This is a genomic window from Maricaulis sp., assembly GCF_030149515.1.
Taxonomy (GTDB): Bacteria; Pseudomonadota; Alphaproteobacteria; order Caulobacterales; family Maricaulaceae; genus Maricaulis.
In genome coordinates, this window is record NZ_JASBRI010000028.1 from 105,688 (window position 1) to 119,932 (window position 14,245).

Sequence of the window (14,245 nt, forward strand, 5' to 3'; positions counted from 1 at the left end):
GAAGAAGCCGCGTTATCCCACGGGTATCGCGGCTTTTTTGATGGGAGTTTTGCGCTTCCTTCAATCGGCCCCGACCAGCATGCAGTCGGCAAGGCAATGCGTTCCGGGGCACTTGTGGCCAAAATCCAGGGCAAGCTTCACGGTATCAGCCGCATGCGGTCGCGCACGCCGCCGTTCGGGCGGCATTTCATCCGCATCGGCGACACGGCCCTGCGCGGCATCATCGTGCCGGCGTCCATTGACGATTGTCTGTAAGCGGTGCGCGAAGGCAGCGAGACCTCATTGCAGACCGGCCGGCCCGCCTGTTTCCGCGTCGTGGTGGGCGTGAGGCTCGGCGGCGAAACCTTGCGCATCAGTCCGCCCGATTTCGCCCGGGTGTCCCTGATCGCGGGACCGGTGATCTTTCTCGCCCTCTTCATCCTGGTGGTCTGGTGTCTGTTCAGCTTCGGCTTCGGGCACGACACCCAGGCCAATCTCCGGGCGATGGCGGCGCCGTGGCTGCTGCCGGGCGCGCGCCTGCTGCAGCCTCTCTGCGATGTACGGTCCTGGCTGATATGGCGCTGACCGCATTGCGCGATTGCGCCCGGGGGCGACGCAGCCGACACTCGTCATCATGAGCTGGATCGAAACGGTAGACCCGGATGCGGCCGACGGCCGTTTAAAAACCCTGTTCGAGCGCACGGCCGGTCCCGGCGGCCAGGTCGACAATATCCTCCAGGCCCACGGTCTGAGGCCACATACGCTGGAGGGCCACATGGCGCTCTACAAGGCGGTGCTGCACCATTTCGGCAATGCGCTGGACAAGGCCTATCTGGAGACGATCGGCATCTATGTCAGCCTGCTCAACCAGTGCACCTATTGCGTCGAACACCATTTCGCCGGGCTGAAACGCCATCTCGCAGACGATGAGCGGGCCGGGGCGATCCGTGCCGCTCTCGAGCAGGATGCGCTGGGCGAGGCCTTTTCCCGCCGCGAGGCCGCCGGTCTGGTCTATGCCCGCAAACTGACCCGGGAACCCCAGCATCTCGTCGAAACCGATATCGCCGCCCTGCGCGCCGCCGGTTTCCAGGACGGGGAAATCCTGGAGATCAACCAGGTCACCGCCTATTTCGCCTATGCCAACCGCACTGTTCTCGGGCTTGGCGTCAGTCATGAAGGCGAAACGCTGGGTCTGTCACCGGGGCAGAGCGACGACCCGGAGAACTGGTCGCACGGCTGAGCCACGGCGGCCGGCACTGGCCTCATCCGGCGACTTCGTCTATCCCCCGCCGCCATGCGTGTTTCCGATTTCGATTTCGAACTGCCCGAAGATCTCATAGCCCTGCGTCCGGCGCGGCCGCGCGATGCCGCGCGCATGCTGCATGTAAACGCGTCCGGCGAATTGGCCGACCGCGGTGTGCTGGACCTGCCCGACCTGCTGCGCGAAGGTGATCTTCTGGTCTTCAACGATACGCGGGTGATACCGGCCGCGCTCAACGGCACGCGCCCGGCGCGGGCCCAGGGCGGAGGCGGGGATGTCGCCGTCGAGGTCAATCTGCACAAGCGGGTGGACGCCTCGACCTGGCGCGCCTTCGTGCGGCCGGCCAAGCGCTTGCGCGTGGGCGATGTCATCCGGTTCGGCACGCTGGAAGCCGAGATTACCGGCAAGTCCGAAGGCGGGGATACGCGCCTGACCTTCGACCGCACCGGTGCCGCGCTGGATGCGGCGGTCGCCGCCACCGGCGCGCCGCCCCTGCCGCCCTATATTGCCCGCAAGCGCGGTGCCGATGCGCAGGATGTCGAGGACTATCAGACCCTGTTCGCGCGTGAGGACGGATCGGTGGCTGCGCCGACGGCCGGCCTGCATTTCACCGATCGCCTGTTCGAGGCGCTCAGGGCGAGGGGCGTGGAGAGGACCCAGGTCACCCTGCACGTCGGAGCCGGCACCTTCCTGCCGGTCAAGGCCGAGGATACGAAGCAACATCGCATGCATGCGGAATGGTGCACCGTGTCCGGCGGCGCGGCAGCGGCCATCAATGCGGCGCGGTCCGAGGGCCGCCGGGTCGTGCCGGTGGGGACAACGGCGCTGCGCACGATCGAAAGCCTGGCCACGCCGGACGGGCGGATCGAGCCGGCCAGCCGGGATACCGACATCTTCATCACGCCGGGCTATGATTTCCGCGTGACCGACGCGCTGATGACCAATTTCCACCTGCCACGTTCGACCCTGTTCATGCTGGTCAGCGCGCTGGCCGGCCTCGAGACGATGAAGCAGGCCTATGCCCATGCCATCCGTTCGGGCTATCGCTTCTATTCCTATGGCGATGCCTGCCTGATCGAACGCGCCGCATGACGACTTTTCCCTACGAGATATCCGCCACCGACGGCGCCGCGCGCACCGGCGTCCTGAAGACGCCGCGCGGCGATATCCGCACGCCCGCCTTCATGCCCGTGGGCACGGCCGGAACGGTCAAGGCTCTCTACATGGACCAGGTGAAGGCCGCGGGTGCGGACATCATTCTGGGCAATACCTATCACCTCATGCTGCGCCCCGGCGCGGAACGGGTGAAGCGGTTGGGCGGGCTGCACAGATTTTCCACCTGGCAGGGCCCGATCCTCACCGACAGTGGCGGTTTCCAGGTCTGGTCATTGTCCAAACTGCGCAAGATGAGCGAGGAGGGGGTGAAGTTCCGCTCCCATATCGACGGGTCGGAACACAATCTCACGCCGGAACGCTCGATCGAGATCCAGGCCGACCTGCTAGGCGCCGACATCTCCATGCAGCTGGACGAATGCACGCCGTTCGGGTGTTCGGAAAGCGAAGCCCGCCAGTCGATGGAGCTCTCCATCCGTTGGGGCCAGCGCTCCAGGGCGGCTTTCGGCACGCGCGACAGCCAGGCCCTGTTCGGGATTGTCCAGGGCTCCGTCTTCGAGAATCTGCGCCGCGAAAGCGCCCGGCGCCTGGTCGAGACCGGCTATGACGGCTATGCGATCGGCGGGCTGGCCGTGGGCGAGGGATTCGAGGCGATGTGCGAGGTGCTGGATTTCACCACGCCGCACCTGCCCTCCGAACGGCCGCGCTATCTCATGGGGGTGGGCAAGCCGATCGATCTGGTCGAGGCGGTCGCCCGCGGGGTCGACATGTTCGACTGTGTGCTGCCCACACGTTCTGGGCGGCACGGCCAGGCCTGGTCCGATTATGGTCCGGTCAACATCAAGCGCGCCGAGTTTGCCGAGGACGACACGCCGCTCAACCCGGAAATCGCCTGCCCGGCCAGCCGGGATTATTCCAAAGCCTATCTCCACCATCTCTTCCGCGCCGGGGAATATCTCTCGGCCATGCTCCTGTCCTGGCACAACATCGCCTATTTCGAGGATCTGACCGCGCGCATGCGAGCGGCGATTTCCGCAGGTGAATTCGAGACGTTCCGCCGCGATTTCCGGGCGAGGTGGGAGGAGGGGCAGGCCCGCGCCGCCCAATAGAAAGCGGCGCCCCCGAGGCACAAGGGGCGCCGCTGGAGCTTCAGGCGCGGGGAGGGGACCTGAAGCGTCCCGGTTACGAACCGGCCGAGGCCGGGCCGTCATCCAGTTCCAGATCGTTTTCGTTGTCGCCATAGTCGCGGTCGGACAGCGGGAATTCGCTGGCCGCGTCCTCGTTGAAGCGCGGCAGCGCCTCGAACTCGGCCCGGGTATAGGCGATCACCGCGACAGGGCGCCGGCGGTGCGGGGAAAAGCTGACATCGTGCTGCTCGATCAGCACCTCGCGGCCGCCGATATCCATCCAGCCGCCGGACTCGACGACAATGGCCTCGACATCGCCCTCGGCCGACAGGCGCACGCGCTCGATCTCGCCGATACGGCCACCGTCAGCGGACTGCACGCGCAGGCCGATCCAGTGATGGTCGTCGGTGTAGGGCGCGCGGTCGAGATCGGAATTGTCCCAGGCCTCGGCTACCGCGCGCAGCAGGTCATTGTCCTGGATGAAGGAATTGGAGGCCGGCGCATTGGCGTGACCTTCCACCGTCATCACCTCGTCGGCTTCCTGCGAATTTACCTCCTGGGCCAGGGCGGCCCCGGCCAGGGCGGAGACCGCGCCGGCGAAGGCTGTGATTGCTGTCGCACGCATCAGGATAGAGAAGGGTTTCATGACAACCTCCTTGTTTCTCCACGAACCGGCCGGGGCCGGGAAAGGCGGCGTGCAGCACCGCCATTCGGAAGAGAAACGCGAAGGGCGTGAATTCGGTTGCCCGGTCTGACGAAAGTTTAATGCGCGGCCGCTCAGCGGTCCCGCTCGGGCTCCACCAGACCGTAGGCCTCGAATGCCCGGCGCATCTGTTCCGGCGGGCAGCCGAAACCGTCGTAGAGACCGCGCAGATAGGCGCGCCGGCGCTGGGCCACGTCGCGCTGTTCGCGTGCCTCGTCCTCGATGCGGCCGGCACCGCCGATAAAGCGGATGATCGGACGGACCGGGTTGAGCCCGACAATCGTCGAGCGGTAGAGGCTGCGCGCGCCGTCGGCCGCGGCATCTGGCGCCTGGGAGGCAATGTGTGCACCCTGGCTCAACCAGCTGTCGTGATCGTGCGAGGCCTCTTCGGCGCGGCGCTGCTCTTCCTCCACATCGGGGCCGAGAACGGCGGTCAGCCGCGCCACATCGCGCGCCACCGTGGAACAGCGCCGGCGCGATCCTTCGCCGCCATAGGGGGTGGGCACGGTGTCGTCGCCCTCATCGACCATGATGCGGCCGGGACGCTGGCGCGGCAGACCCACGGCGTCCTCCAGGGCTTCGGTGGTTTCCTCGCGCGCGAAACCGGCCGTTTCGCCGGCCGTTTCCCGCGTTGACGAGCATGCCGCCATGCAAACTGCCACGGCCACGCATGCAGCTATACGCAGATATCCCCTCATGATTCCCAGTCTAATGAGGATTGCGGCGAAATCTCATCAAAAATGCTGAAATCCGGTGGCAAAGCTGCATTGACCCTCCGGAATCGCCCGTATAGGTTCCGCGCTCCTCATTCGGGGAGCCGATAGCTCAGCTGGTAGAGCAACTGACTTTTAATCAGTAGGTCCAGGGTTCGAATCCCTGTCGGCTCACCATTTTCCGTTTCCAGATTCAGGTGAGATGGCGGCGTCCGCAGTGCGTTCGGGCCCGTTCGGCCGGTCCGCGCGCACTGGTGTTCGCGCAGCACTCCTTTATTCTTGTTGTGCAATCGCACAATCCAGATCCGATTCGGCTGGCGGGGCTTCATGAACGACCTTCTCATCCAGGCGGTGATCTATCTCGGTGCGGGCGTGATCGCCGTGCCGATCGCGCACCGGCTGGGACTGGGGTCGGTGCTGGGCTATCTGCTCGCCGGCGTCGCCATCGCGCCGCTCCTGGACTGGGTCGGATCCGATCCCGAGGACGTCCAGCACTTTGCCGAATTCGGCGTGGTGATGATGCTCTTCCTGGTCGGCCTGGAACTGCAGCCGCGCCTGTTGTGGGAATTGCGGCTGCGCCTGTTCGGACTGGGCGGGATGCAGGTTCTGGTCACCGCGATGCTGGTAGCCGGGGCGTGCCTGGCGGCGGGGCTCGACTGGCGCCTGGCAATCGCGCTGGGCATGATCTTCGCCCTGTCTTCCACCGCCATCGTGCTGCAGACGCTGGGCGAAAAGGGCTGGCTGCGCACCGAGGGCGGCCAGTCGGCCTTCTCCGTGCTCCTGTTCCAGGACATTGCCGTTATCCCGATGCTGGCGCTGATGCCGCTGCTGGCCCTGCCGGGCATGGACGCCTCCGCCGCGGGCGATGCGGCCCATGCCGTTGCCGATACGCCGATCGCGCAATTTCCCGCCTGGGCGCAGGGGCTGTTCACGCTGGCCGCAGTCGCCGCCGTTGTCCTGGGCGGACGCTATCTCACCCGGCCGGCCTTTCGCATCATCGCCCGCACCGGCCTGCACGAGCTGTTCTTCGCCGCCGCCCTGCTGCTGATCATCGGGATCGCCGTATTGATGAGCATGGTGGGCCTGTCGCCGGCGCTGGGGACTTTCCTGGCCGGCGTGCTGCTGGCGGAAAGCGAATACCGGCACGAACTCGTCTCCGATCTCGAACCGTTCAAGGGGCTGCTGCTGGGCGTCTTCTTTGTCACCGTGGGGGCGGGGATGGAGTTCGCGCTGCTGGCCGAAGAGCCGGCCCTCATCGCCACGCTGACGCTGAGCCTGATCGCCGTGAAAGGCCTCATCCTGCTCGGCCTGGCCGTGCTGTTCCGGCTGAAGGGGCGGGCCCGCTGGCTGTTCACCTTCGCCCTGGCCCAGAGCGGCGAGTTCGGCTTCGTGCTGCTGGCCTACGGCACCAGCGTCCACGTCCTGCCGGACGGGGTTGCCGCCGTGGCTGCGCTGGTCGTTGCCCTGTCGATGATGGCGACGCCGCTGATCATGATCGTGTTCGAACGCTTCGTCTCGCCACGCGTGGCGCGCAGGCCGGCCGAGCGGATGGAGGACGAGATCGAGGAGGAGGCACCGGTCATCATCGCGGGAATGGGACGGTTCGGCCAGATCGTGCAACGCCTTCTGGTGATGGACGGCTACAAGCCCGTGGTGCTCGACAATTCGGCCGAGCATATCGACGGGCTGCGCAAGTTCGGCATCCAGGTCTATTACGGCAATGCCCTGCGCCCGGGCCTTCTGGAAGCGGCCGGAATTGCGCGTGCGAAACTCCTGGTGGTCGCCACTGACAATCGCGAGCGCGCGGTTGAACTGGTGCATCACGTCAAGCAGCGCTATCCGCGCGTCCACATCATCGCCCGCGCCGCCAGCCGGGAGCACGTCTACCAATTGCGTGCGGCAGGCGCGGACAGCGCAATCCGGGAATTGTTCGGATCCTCCCTGGAGGCGGCGACCCAGTCGCTGCAGGTGCTCGGTGAGAGCCGGGGCCGCGCGGAAAAGAAGGCGGCCGCCTTCGCCCGGCATGACGAGGAAAGCCTGCGGCAATTGTTCGAGGTCTGGGACGGCGAGATCGATGTGTTCGACAATGAGGCCTAGATCGAGCGTGCCCGGTCGCGCGTCGTCTCGCTGGCAGAGCTGATGGCCGAGGATGTCGGCGAACCCGAGCCGCCGGCCGACAAGGAAAACCCCGGATAGTCACGGGCCCAAGACACTGTCCCGCCAGACCCGCAAAACCCGGTCGCGGGCGCCGAACCGGGTTCCGTCTGCGCGCGAACATGGTTAACGTTGCGATTGACACGCGGGGGGTCACGGCCGGTGAAACGCTTCATTTTCATATGCATGATGGCGATGCTTCTGGGCCCGGCGGCTGCGGCCGACGAAGACATGGCCAGCGAGGCCGCAGACATCTCGCCGGTAACCGCCGAACGGGCGCCGCCGCGATATGCGGACATGACGGCGATGGCGGCCCGGCTTTCCGGCTGGACGCCCGAGGCGGTGGCGGATGTCGCCGGCATACTGTTCGAGGTGCCGGCGGACGGCCTGCCGAACCAGGATGCGCTGGCCGAGGCGCTGCTCGACGGGGCCCGCCCGTTCGATCGCCGGGCCGGGCTGGCGGCGCAGGCCCTGCTGAGACTGGCCGGCTGGCTGGAATTCGGACTGATCGACCAGGACACGCTCGAACTGCGCCGCCTGGGCGAGGACGAGGCGGCGATGCTGGTGCGCCGCCTGCAGGCGGCGCTGGAGACGGGGCGAATCCGCGCGGCCATCGACGAGAGCCGCCCGCAGGTGCGCGATTACGACATCCTGCGGGCGGAGATGCTGCGGGTCCTGGCCCTGCGGCCGATATGGCCGCATATCGACAGCGGGGCCTCGCTGGGGCCCGGCGATGCCGGTGTTCGCGTCGACCAGTTGCGCGCCCGCCTGTCGGCCGAAGGCCTGTTGTCGCATGACTGGCGCGAGGGGCAGGCCTACGACACGCGGCTGGCCACGGCGGTGCGCCGTTACCAGGGCCGGGTCAACCTGTCTCCGACCGGGCGCCTGGACCAGATCACGCTGCGCCAGCTGAACATTTCCCCGGAGCAGAGAATCGCCCAGTTGCGGGCGAATCTGGAGCAGCGCCGCTGGCGTACGCGCCAGCTGGGCTACCGGCATATCTGGGTCAATCTCGCCGATTTCCGTCTCGAGGCCTGGGAGGATGGCCAGCTCGCGCGCGAGCACCAGGTCATGATCGGCGGACAGGCTTCCTCGACGCCCGAATTTTCCGAGGAAATGCAATATATTGTGCTCAATCCGTGGTGGGGGCTGCCGTCCGGTTCGGCGCGCCCGCGCTTCCAGTCGATCCGGCGCAATCCGCGGATCGTGAACGATCGCGGTTTCAGAATTTTCGACCGGTCCGGGCAGGCGGTCTCGGTCTGGGAAGTCGACTGGAGCCGCTGGGGCCGCGACTGGCCCTACCGGCTGTCGCAACCGCCCGGGCCGACCAATCCCATGGGCGAAGTGAAGTTCATCTTTCCCAACCGCTACAACGTCTACATTCACGACACGATCGAGCGGGACCGGTTCGTGCGGACGCGGCGCGACTTTTCCGCCGGATGCATCCGGGTGCGCGATCCCCTGGCCCTGGCGAGCTGGGTGCTGGAAGGGCAGGCGGACTGGTCGCGGGACCGAATCGATGCGGTGGTGGCGGGGAATACACCCACAGTTGTCTGGCTCGACCGGCGTATCCCCGTGCATATTGCCTACTGGACCGTGGTCGGCGATTCGGACGGGCAGGTGCGCTATCTGCACGATCTCTATCGTCGGGACGGCCGCGTGATCGATGCCTATTCCAGCGCCTTTCAGCGGATATCGGCCGAGCCCGCCGGGTTCGGGAGCGATCTGTCCGGCCGGGTTGTCTCGATGCGCCACTGAACATCGCGATGGCCGTGGATGTGCAACCGCTCCGCGTGGTGCTGAATGACCAGGGGCAGCGAATCGCTCCGCCCCGGCGGCGGACCGTGATCGGACCCGCCAAGGCCTTGAATTGGGGCGGGAAAACGGCGTTATCGGGGCTGGATGGCGTCTGTGCTGTAACATCGGTGCAACGCGCGATTTTTTTTGCGGTTTGACCCCGCTTCGCCAGCCTGGGCTATGGCGCTCGCGAACTAATTGTAGTAGTGAAAAAACCGGGAAACGCCCAAGAGGGGGATTCCTCGCGTCCGGCATTCCGCCGGACACGATCAGTCACACCAAGGAGGTGAGAGCCTCCGGAGGGGGAATGATGAAGAAACGGCTTTTTACGGCGGCCGCCGTTGGGGCCTTCTTGGCAGCGGGTCCTGCGTTCGCTGACGAAGGCTGGTATGTGCGTGGTTCCGTCGGTTACGGCGGCCCGGGCGACACTGACGTGTCCGGTTCGCTGAACGGTGAAATCAATGGCAAGGGCAATTGGCGCGAAGCCGTGGCCCTCGGTTATGAGTGGGCTGACGGTTTCCGCTTCGAAGGTGAACTGGCCCATCGTTACAACGACACGGGTGCTGTGGGCGGTTTCGAACACAGCCTGAGCGACTTCCAGATCTGGTCGGCGATGGCGAATGCCATCTTCGATTTCAATCCGGACGGCGCCTATCATCCGTATGTCGGTGTGGGTCTGGGTCTTGGTGATGTTTCCGGCACGCTGACCGGTTTCTCTGCCGGTACGACCCCGATCAATCCGACGGCTGCCGACTATGTGATTGCCCAGGATAGCGACAATCCGTTCGTCTGGCAGATCCTCGCCGGTATCGGCTGGGATCTGACCGAGCGTCTGACGCTGGACACCGAGTATCGCTATTTCTCGGCTGCCAGCACGGATTATGATCCGGGCGTGAGTGTCGATGCTCTGGCCGGCCACGAGGCCTGGGTGGGTCTGCGCTATTCCTTCGCGGCTCCGCCGCCCCCGCCGCCGCCCCCGCCGCCTCCGCCGCCGCCTCCGCCGCCTCCGCCGCCTCCGCCGCCCCCGCCGCCTCCGCCGGCGTGTGACGATGTGAGCTTCCCGGTCTACTTCGAGTGGGATCGTTCGGATCTGACGGATCAGGCCCGGGCCGTGATCGCCCAGGCTGCCAACCAGCGCGGCAATTGCGGCGTGACGCGTGTCACCATCGGTGGCCACGCCGACCGTTCCGGTGCTGCGTCCTACAATGTGGGCCTGTCCGAGCGCCGTGCCCGCGTTGTCCGCGACGAACTGGTCCGCCTCGGCGTGCCGGCCAGCGCGGTCACGATGGAAGCCTATGGCGAGACCCGCCCGGCCGTTCAGACGCCGGACGGTGTCCGCGAGCCGCTGAACCGTCGTGCGGAAGTGGTCATCGTTCTCGACTAGGGTCGAAACGAGCGAGACTTGAAGAGTGCGGCCCGGCCTCTGCCGGGCCGCATTTCTTTTGTGCAACGTCTGAAATTGGAAGAATTGTGCTCCGTTTCCACCGGATCGGGGTTCAAATGGCCGCATTTTCCCCGGTGCTGAGGGCAGGCTTGACCGCCGCCGGACGCAGGTTCATGACCGGCATCGAGGCGGCCTGAACGGGCCGCGAAGCGCGACATGTCGGGAGGACATCATGAGCAAGCCGGACAAACCGTATCGCAAGCGCGAAGTAGCCGGGCACACGCTGAGCCCGGAGACCCAGATGATGAGCTACGGGTACGACCCCAAGCTTTCGGAAATGTCCATCAAGCCGCCGATCTTCCTGACCTCGACCTTCGCCTTCGAAAGCGCCGAACAGGGTGCGTCCTTCTTCCGCATCAATGTCGGTCAGGCCGAGGAGGGCGATCCGGAAGCCGCCGGCCTGATGTATTCGCGCTTCAACAACCCCAATATGGAAGTGCTGGAAGATCGTCTGGCGCTGTATGACGGTGCCGAGGAATGCTGCGTCTTCTCCTCGGGCATGGCAGCGATCTCGACCACGCTGATGGGGCTGGCCCACACCGGTTCCGTCATCCTGCAATCCACCCCGCTCTATGGCGGCACGGAGAGCCTGATCCGCAAATTCCTCCCCAATTACGGGATCGAGTCGGTCGACTTCTTCGCCGGCGCGGGCGAGGCGGAAATCCACGCCGCTGCCGACGAGGCCCTGGCCAAGGGCGAGGTCTCGGTCATCTATACCGAAACCCCGACCAATCCAACCAACGACCAGGTCGACCTCAATGTCTGCCGGCGCCTGGTCGACCTGATCGAGAAAAAGCAGGGCAAGCGGCCCTATCTCGTCGTCGACAACACCTTCCTCGGGCCGGTTGGCCAGAAGCCGGTCGAGCTTGGCGCCGATGTTGTTGTCTACTCGCTGACCAAATATATCGGCGGGCATTCCGACCTGATCGCCGGCTCCGCATCGGGCACGACCGAGGCGATGGCGCAGATCCGCAGCCTGCGCGGCTATCTGGGTACCAATCTGGACCCGCATACCTGCTGGATGCTGCTGCGCTCGCTGGAAACGGTGAAACTGCGCATGGAAGCGGCCGCCGAGGGGGCCCGCAAGGTCGCCGAATTCCTGCGCGACCATCCAAAGGTCGATCGCGTGCGCTATCTGGGCTTCCTGGAAAAGGGCACGCGCGATGGCGACGTCTTCCATGCCCAGTCCAGTTCGGCCGGTTCCACCTTCGCCTTCGACCTGGCCGACGAGGCGGCCGCCTTCCGCATGCTCAATGCGCTGCAGGTGATGAAGCTGGCCGTCAGCCTGGGCGGGACCGAGACCCTGATCTGCCATCCCGGCTCGACCACGCATCGCGGCGTCGATCCTGAGCTGCGCAGACGCCAGGGATTTTCCGACGGCCTTGTCCGGATTTCCGTCGGGATCGAGAATCCCGACGATCTGATCGCCGACCTGAAACAGGCGCTGGAACACGCCTGATCCACACCCGGCAACCACCCCTGCGGGAACCTGTCCCGCAGGGGTGGACCCGCCGGTTTAAACGGCTATCACTGAGACATGCAGGACAAACCGGACCTCAACGCCGAAGAGCGCGCGGTACTCGACTGGATCGACACGCGCGCCGACGGCATGATCGATACCGTAAAGGCCTGGTCGGTCATCAATTCCGGCAGCCGGAATGCCGACGGGCTGGAGCGCATGCGCGCCTGTCTGGAGGACGCCTTCGCCGAACTGGGCGGCGAGACCGCTGCGGTCGAACTGCCGCCGACCACGGTCGTCGATCCGGACGGCACGGTACGCCAGCAGGATTTCACCCCGTCCTTCCATTGCCGCCTGCGGCCGCAGGCACCGATCCGTATCGTCATGACCGGCCATCACGACACGGTGTTCCCGGCCGACAGCCATTTCCAGTCGACCGAACTCTGGGACGCCGACACACTGAACGGGCCGGGCGTGGCCGACATGAAGGGCGGCATCCTGGTGATGCTGCACGGACTGTTGGGACTGGAGCGCAGCCCCTGGAAGGACGAGATCGGTGTCGATGTACTGATCAGTCCGGATGAGGAGATCGGCTCGCTGGGCTCCGGACCGGTCATTGCCGAGCTGGGTGCCGGTGCCGATATCGGCATGACCTATGAGCCCGCCCTGGCCGACGGATCGCTGGCCGGTGCGCGCAAGGGATCGGGAAACTGGTCGCTGAAGGTATCCGGCCGGGCCGCTCATGCCGGGCGCGAACACCATCTCGGCCGCAATGCGCTGGCCGCGGCCTGCCAGTTCGGCCTGGGGCTGGACGAACTCAATGGCCGGCGCGAGGGCGTCACCTTCAATCTCGCGCGTATCGATGGCGGTGGTCCCCCGAACGTCGTGCCCGACACGGCCGTGGCGCGCTTCAATGTGCGCGTCCAGACCGAGAATGACCGGGTCTGGGTCGAAGCCGAGCTGGACCGCCTGGTCGACGAAATCCGGGTTCGTGACGGGATCGCGGCCGATCTGCATGGCGGTTTCACCCGGCCGCCCAAGCCGATGACGCCCGCCAATGCGAAAATGTTCGAATGGACCCGTGCGGCCGGCAGTGCGCTGGGTCTGGATATCCGCTGGCAGGACACCGGCGGGGTGTGCGAAGGCAACAATCTGTGGGCGGCGGGCTGTCCCAATGTGGATACGCTGGGCGTCCGCGGTGCCGACATTCATTCCGACCGCGAGATCGTCAAACTGTCCAGCTTTGCCGAGCGGGCCAAACTGTCCGCACTGATGCTGATGAAATTTGCCCGGGGCGAGTTCGACGCGCGTCAGGCGCGGGCGCTGGCCCGGACATCCTAGACCATAAGCGCGACCGGGGAGGGAGCATGCTGATCGTACGTGCGGCCAGGCAGTCGGACACCGACGCCCTGGTCCGTCTGTCCAAGGAGGCCGGGACCGGCTTCACCTCGCTCGCCGTTGCGCCGGACGTGCTGGCGGCGCGTCTGGAAAAGTCGGAAAAGGCCTTCCGGGCCGAGGCGCCCGGACAGACAGAAGACACCTATCAGCTCATGCTGGAGGATACCGAAACCGGCCGCGTGGTCGGCTGTTCGGCCATCAAGGCGATGGTGGGCGTGTCCAAACCCTATTGGGATTTCAAGATCATCACCCTGGCCCAGCATTCCGTCGAGGCCGGCCGCCGCTTTGACATGGATGCCCTGCTGCTGGTCAACGACTTCGCCGGTGCCTCGGAAGTGGGCACGCTGTTCGTGTCGGAAGAGGGGCGGGGGCGCGGTGCCGGCCGTCTCGTGGCCCAGTCGCGCTATCTGATGATTGCCGCCGATCGCAGCCGTTTCGGCGACCGGGTCCTGGCCGAGCTGCGCGGTATTGTGCACGAGGACGGATCCTCGCCCTTTTTCGACCATGTCTCCCGGCCCTTCTTCCGCATGGATTTCGAAGAGGCCGACCGGCTGTCGGCGGCGACGGACAACCAGTTCATTCTCGATCTTGGCCCCCAGCACTTGATCTATCTCGACCTCCTGCCCGACAGTGTGCGCGAGGTGATCGGCAAACCCCATCCACAGGGCGAGGGCGCCTATAATCTCCTCCTGTGGGAAGGCTTCCACTATGACCGCTATGTCGACATTTTCGACGGCGGGCCGCTGGTCTCGACCTGGACCGAGAATATCCGGACCCTGCGCGAAAGCCGGGTTGTGACGGTGCGCGCGGCTACGGCGCCGGGCAGTGCCGAGGGCATTCTGTCGACCGACCGGTTCCCGGATTTCCGGACCTGCCAGGTTCTGGCGGTCGATGACGGCGACATTCTGGGGCTGCCTCTCGAGACGATGCAGGCGATGGATCTGCGCGAGGGTGAAAAGGCCCGTTTCTGGCGACGCAAAAGGTGACGAGATGCTGCTGATAGACGGTGAATGGCGCGACGGCGCCGGCGCGGACTTCAACTCGGAAAACCCTGCAGACGGGTCGAGTGTCTGGAGTGGCCGTGCCGCTGCGCCCGG

The 14,245-nt window shown here is 65.8% G+C and carries 13 protein-coding genes and 1 tRNA gene; 12 read left to right on the forward strand and 2 right to left on the reverse strand.

The genetic code is table 11. The features are described from left to right. The first annotated feature begins 114 nt into the window (after positions 1-114). From Q1U94_RS13260 to tgt, 5 genes are read left to right on the forward strand one after another with little or no spacing between them, the layout of a single operon-like run. On the forward strand, positions 115-255 hold the full coding sequence (locus tag Q1U94_RS13260) for a hypothetical protein (RefSeq protein ID WP_300545516.1): 141 nt from the start codon (positions 115-117) through the stop codon (positions 253-255). Positions 256-258: 3 nt separating this feature from the next. Continuing rightward, complete coding sequence (locus Q1U94_RS13265; RefSeq protein ID WP_300545518.1) at positions 259-564, forward strand: hypothetical protein; 306 nt, start codon at positions 259-261, stop codon at positions 562-564. A gap of 49 nt (positions 565-613) precedes the next feature. Further along, entirely contained in the window at positions 614-1,219 is a 606-nt protein-coding gene (locus tag Q1U94_RS13270; protein WP_300545521.1) for a peroxidase-related enzyme, read from the forward strand. Positions 1,220-1,273: 54 nt separating this feature from the next. Beyond that, positions 1,274-2,332: a tRNA preQ1(34) S-adenosylmethionine ribosyltransferase-isomerase QueA gene (gene queA / locus Q1U94_RS13275; RefSeq protein ID WP_300545524.1), complete on the forward strand. Its 1,059-nt coding sequence runs from the start codon at positions 1,274-1,276 to the stop codon at positions 2,330-2,332. Next, positions 2,329-3,462, forward strand: a complete 1,134-nt coding sequence (gene tgt / locus Q1U94_RS13280) for a tRNA guanosine(34) transglycosylase Tgt (protein WP_300545527.1) — start codon at positions 2,329-2,331, stop codon at positions 3,460-3,462. Before queA ends, tgt begins: the two co-directional genes overlap by 4 nt. Before the next feature lie 73 nt (positions 3,463-3,535). On the opposite strand, the gene Q1U94_RS13285 is transcribed toward tgt, so the two are convergent. Both Q1U94_RS13285 and Q1U94_RS13290 read right to left on the reverse strand, forming a co-directional pair. Beyond that, positions 3,536-4,126: a PRC-barrel domain-containing protein gene (locus Q1U94_RS13285; protein WP_300545530.1), complete on the reverse strand. Its 591-nt coding sequence runs from the start codon at positions 4,124-4,126 to the stop codon at positions 3,536-3,538. Positions 4,127-4,257: 131 nt separating this feature from the next. Next, positions 4,258-4,833: a hypothetical protein gene (locus Q1U94_RS13290; RefSeq protein WP_300545532.1), complete on the reverse strand. Its 576-nt coding sequence runs from the start codon at positions 4,831-4,833 to the stop codon at positions 4,258-4,260. 164 nt (positions 4,834-4,997) lie between these two features. Between Q1U94_RS13290 and Q1U94_RS13295 the strand changes: the two genes are divergently transcribed. From Q1U94_RS13295 to Q1U94_RS13325, 7 genes are all read left to right on the forward strand, one after another. After that, a tRNA-Lys gene (locus tag Q1U94_RS13295) sits at positions 4,998-5,073 on the forward strand. Between the two features lie 150 nt (positions 5,074-5,223). After that, positions 5,224-6,993, forward strand: a complete 1,770-nt coding sequence (locus Q1U94_RS13300) for a monovalent cation:proton antiporter-2 (CPA2) family protein (protein WP_300545535.1) — start codon at positions 5,224-5,226, stop codon at positions 6,991-6,993. A 219-nt stretch (positions 6,994-7,212) separates the two neighbouring features. Further along, the gene (locus Q1U94_RS13305; RefSeq protein ID WP_300545537.1) at positions 7,213-8,808 is read left to right on the forward strand and encodes a L,D-transpeptidase family protein; all 1,596 of its coding nucleotides are present in this window, start codon (positions 7,213-7,215) and stop codon (positions 8,806-8,808) included. A gap of 349 nt (positions 8,809-9,157) precedes the next feature. After that, positions 9,158-10,231 (forward strand): OmpA family protein, encoded by a 1,074-nt coding sequence (locus Q1U94_RS13310; protein WP_300545549.1) that lies wholly within the window; start codon positions 9,158-9,160, stop codon positions 10,229-10,231. 232 nt (positions 10,232-10,463) lie between these two features. Continuing rightward, the gene (locus Q1U94_RS13315; RefSeq protein WP_300545539.1) at positions 10,464-11,750 is read left to right on the forward strand and encodes a cystathionine gamma-synthase family protein; all 1,287 of its coding nucleotides are present in this window, start codon (positions 10,464-10,466) and stop codon (positions 11,748-11,750) included. Positions 11,751-11,828: 78 nt separating this feature from the next. Further along, on the forward strand, positions 11,829-13,091 hold the full coding sequence (locus tag Q1U94_RS13320; RefSeq protein ID WP_300545541.1) for a hydrolase: 1,263 nt from the start codon (positions 11,829-11,831) through the stop codon (positions 13,089-13,091). A 26-nt stretch (positions 13,092-13,117) separates the two neighbouring features. Continuing rightward, positions 13,118-14,134, forward strand: coding sequence for an arginine N-succinyltransferase (locus Q1U94_RS13325; protein ID WP_300545544.1), 1,017 nt, complete (start codon positions 13,118-13,120; stop codon positions 14,132-14,134). Positions 14,135-14,245 lie beyond the last annotated feature (111 nt).

What these genes read in the sequence shown, in the direction of transcription:
- Q1U94_RS13270 (WP_300545521.1), top strand. Translation starts at nt 614, where the DNA reads ATGAGCTGGATCGAAACGGTAGACCCGGATGCGGCCGACGGCCGTTTA.
- queA (WP_300545524.1), top strand. Translation starts at nt 1,274, where the DNA reads ATGCGTGTTTCCGATTTCGATTTCGAACTGCCCGAAGATCTCATAGCC.
- tgt (WP_300545527.1), top strand. Translation starts at nt 2,329, where the DNA reads ATGACGACTTTTCCCTACGAGATATCCGCCACCGACGGCGCCGCGCGC.
- Q1U94_RS13285 (WP_300545530.1), bottom strand. Translation starts at nt 4,126, where the DNA reads ATGAAACCCTTCTCTATCCTGATGCGTGCGACAGCAATCACAGCCTTC.
- Q1U94_RS13290 (WP_300545532.1), bottom strand. Translation starts at nt 4,833, where the DNA reads ATGGCGGCATGCTCGTCAACGCGGGAAACGGCCGGCGAAACGGCCGGT.
- Q1U94_RS13300 (WP_300545535.1), top strand. Translation starts at nt 5,224, where the DNA reads ATGAACGACCTTCTCATCCAGGCGGTGATCTATCTCGGTGCGGGCGTG.
- Q1U94_RS13310 (WP_300545549.1), top strand. Translation starts at nt 9,158, where the DNA reads ATGAAGAAACGGCTTTTTACGGCGGCCGCCGTTGGGGCCTTCTTGGCA.
- Q1U94_RS13315 (WP_300545539.1), top strand. Translation starts at nt 10,464, where the DNA reads ATGAGCAAGCCGGACAAACCGTATCGCAAGCGCGAAGTAGCCGGGCAC.
- Q1U94_RS13320 (WP_300545541.1), top strand. Translation starts at nt 11,829, where the DNA reads ATGCAGGACAAACCGGACCTCAACGCCGAAGAGCGCGCGGTACTCGAC.
- Q1U94_RS13325 (WP_300545544.1), top strand. Translation starts at nt 13,118, where the DNA reads ATGCTGATCGTACGTGCGGCCAGGCAGTCGGACACCGACGCCCTGGTC.